Below are 2,345 nucleotides of genomic sequence, written 5' to 3'. Positions count from 1 at the left end.
GCCGCGGAGTGCGGGTGCGCGGGATACCGGGGGTCATCGGCGGCGTCGGGCGGATCGCCAGACCGCGGCCCCCGCCACGCCGAACAGCACGGCCAGGCCGGCCACGGGGCCTACCCACGGGCTGTCCTTCTCTTCCTTCCCTTCCTCTTCCTTTCCTTCCTTCCCTGCCGTCGCTTCCGGCTGCCGGGTGCTCTCGGCCGCACCGTTGCCGTTGTCCTGCGGCGGCGCGGCGTCCGCGATCTGCTCGCCGCAGCCCTGCTTCGGGTAGCCCGAGACCGCGCAGAGCAGTGCCGCGCTGTTGTAGCGGAGCGGCTTGGCCACCTCCGCCAAGGCTTCTGCAGCCGTGGCCTCCGGTGCCAGCTGCGCGCAGGCCGTGCGCGGGGTGTCCTGCGGCGGGGCGTCGCCGGCCGGGGCGTCGGCGGCCACGCCGAAGTCGACGACCACGGCGACCCGCTTCCGGCCCGGCGCCGCCGGGGTCGTGGAGCAGACCGCGTCGAAGTCCGCCGCCGCCCGCGGCCGGGCGGCCTCGGCGGCCGCGTCCTTGCTCACGGCGAAGCGGAAGCCCTGGACCGAGCCGTCGGCCGGGCGGGCCGTCGACGGGCCCTGCGCGGCGTACGCCCACTGGCCGCCCCCGCCGTCCCAGTACGACCAGTACCGGTACCCGGCCGCCAGCGCGGGCGGGGCCGCGAGGAGGGGGAGGGAGAGGAGGGCCGTCAGGACGGCGAGGGCCAGGGTGCGCGCGGCGTGGTCCCGGGAGCTGGAGCTGGAGCTGGTGCGGGCGCCGCGGCCGAGGCTCTGCATCAGAGCTGGTTCTTCTTGCGGCGGCCGCTCAGCAGGATGCCGATGCCCGCGCCGGCCGCGGCTCCCGCGCCGATCATCCACCAGATGTTCTGGTCGTCAGAGCCGGTCTTCTCGTCGTCCTTGTCGTTCTCGGTGCCGCTCGGCTCCGGCGTCCCCGGGGCCTGTGGGGCCGGGCCCGTGGCGTTCAGGGCCGAGACGAGGTCCGTGCCGCCGAACGCCTTCGGGTCGGTGCCCGTCGCGTGCGCGGCCAGGACCAGGGTGCCGAGGGCCGCCGGGCTGCCCTTCGCCCACTGCGCGGAGTTGCCCTTCAGCCACTCCAGCGCGCCCGCCGCCGACTGCTTGTGCCCGGCCGCGGCGAGGGCGATCACCGCGTCGACGGTGTTGCCGGTGTCCGGGGTCGGCTGGTCGGAGCCCGGGGTGACGGCCATCAGGTGGTCGCCGCCCTTCTTCAGGGATTCGGCCAGGTGGCCGGCCGCGGCCTGGGCGGCGGCCTCCGGCCCGGCGGCAGAAGTGCAGCCGGCCGGGCCCGCGGGGGTGTCCTTCGCCGCCGGGGCGACGACCGCGCCCTTGCCCAGGGCGGCCAGGGTCGCGGCGGCCGTCGCATCGGCATTGGGGAGCAGCTTCCCGTCGGCCGGCTGGTACGCGAAGGCGCCCCCGTCGGAGGGCGGCTGCGCGGTGCAGCCCAGCTGGAACGCGAGCAGGCCCTCGTACGCGGACTTGCCGGCCTTCGACTTCACCTCGGCCGGCTTCTCGCCCGCCACCGTCAGGGCGCTGATGACCACGGCGGTGGAGTTGGCGTCGCTCGGGGAGCCGGGGACGAAGGCCCAGCCGCCGTCCTCGTTCTGGACGGACTTCAGCCAGTCCACGCTCTTCTTCACGGCCGCGTCCTGGCCGCCCAGCGTCTTCAGGGCCTGGACGGCCATCGCCGTGGCGTTCGTGTCGTACATCGTCGTGGCGTCGCAGGGCGCGGAGGCGTCCGCGCGGAAGGAGGCGAAGCCGCCGTTCGCGCACTGCTGCCCGGCCAGCCAGGCGACGGCCTCCTTGGCGGGCTTGACGCCGACCGTGTGCTGGGCGAGCAGAGCGACGGACTGCCGCCACACGCCGTCGTACGCGGGGTCGTTCTTGCCGTACAGGCCGGAGGGGATCACCGGGGGCGTCGAAGCCGCGGGGGACGGCGCGAACGGCGCGGAGGGCGTGGCAAAGGCCGCGGGCGCGGCACCCGCGCAGAGCACGGCGGAGGCGGCGAGCGCTGCGGCGCTGCGGCGGATGTTCATGCGGGCGGGTGCCTCTCCTGCTGGGGAGCGGGAGGCAGGCGCGCGCAGGCACCGGGCTCCGGCTCCGTTGACCTCGACGGTGCCGGCCGCCGGGGACTCCGGCGGCACGAGCCGCGCACCTTCGTGTACGGGGCAGTCCGGCTGCCGCCCGGAAGGGCCGGGGCGGGTCACGGTTGCGGGTCAGCGCCGGAATCGCACCGGCTTCCCCCCGTACGGAAGGGTGGACGACGGCTTCACTGTACCGGCCGGTATCAGGGGAGAGGGGGGCAC

At 75.9% G+C, this 2,345-nt stretch carries 2 protein-coding genes and 1 riboswitch; both genes read right to left on the bottom strand.

Translation table 11 applies throughout. The features are described 5' to 3' along the window. Positions 1–33: 33 nt before the first annotated feature. Positions 34–801, bottom strand: coding sequence for an SCO2322 family protein (locus HYE82_RS35995; protein WP_256988185.1), 768 nt, complete (start codon positions 799–801; stop codon positions 34–36). After that, positions 801–2,075 carry a prenyltransferase/squalene oxidase repeat-containing protein gene (locus HYE82_RS35990; RefSeq protein ID WP_179178431.1) on the bottom strand — a complete coding sequence of 425 codons (1,275 nt, stop codon included), beginning with the start codon at positions 2,073–2,075 and terminating at the stop codon, positions 801–803. Before HYE82_RS35990 ends, HYE82_RS35995 begins: the two co-directional genes overlap by 1 nt. Before the next feature lie 130 nt (positions 2,076–2,205). Next, positions 2,206–2,283, bottom strand: a riboswitch (cobalamin riboswitch). Positions 2,284–2,345 lie beyond the last annotated feature (62 nt).

The sequence above is a fragment of the Streptomyces sp. BR123 genome, from assembly GCF_013401435.1.
In the GTDB taxonomy this organism is placed as follows: Bacteria; Actinomycetota; Actinomycetes; order Streptomycetales; family Streptomycetaceae; genus Streptomyces.
This window is presented reverse-complemented; position numbering and strand designations above follow the sequence as displayed.

Bases quoted from the DNA above. Each gene is read 5' to 3' on its own strand.
- HYE82_RS35995 (WP_256988185.1), bottom strand. From the start codon at position 801: ATGCAGAGCCTCGGCCGCGGCGCCCGCACCAGCTCCAGCTCCAGCTCC.
- HYE82_RS35990 (WP_179178431.1), bottom strand. From the start codon at position 2,075: ATGAACATCCGCCGCAGCGCCGCAGCGCTCGCCGCCTCCGCCGTGCTC.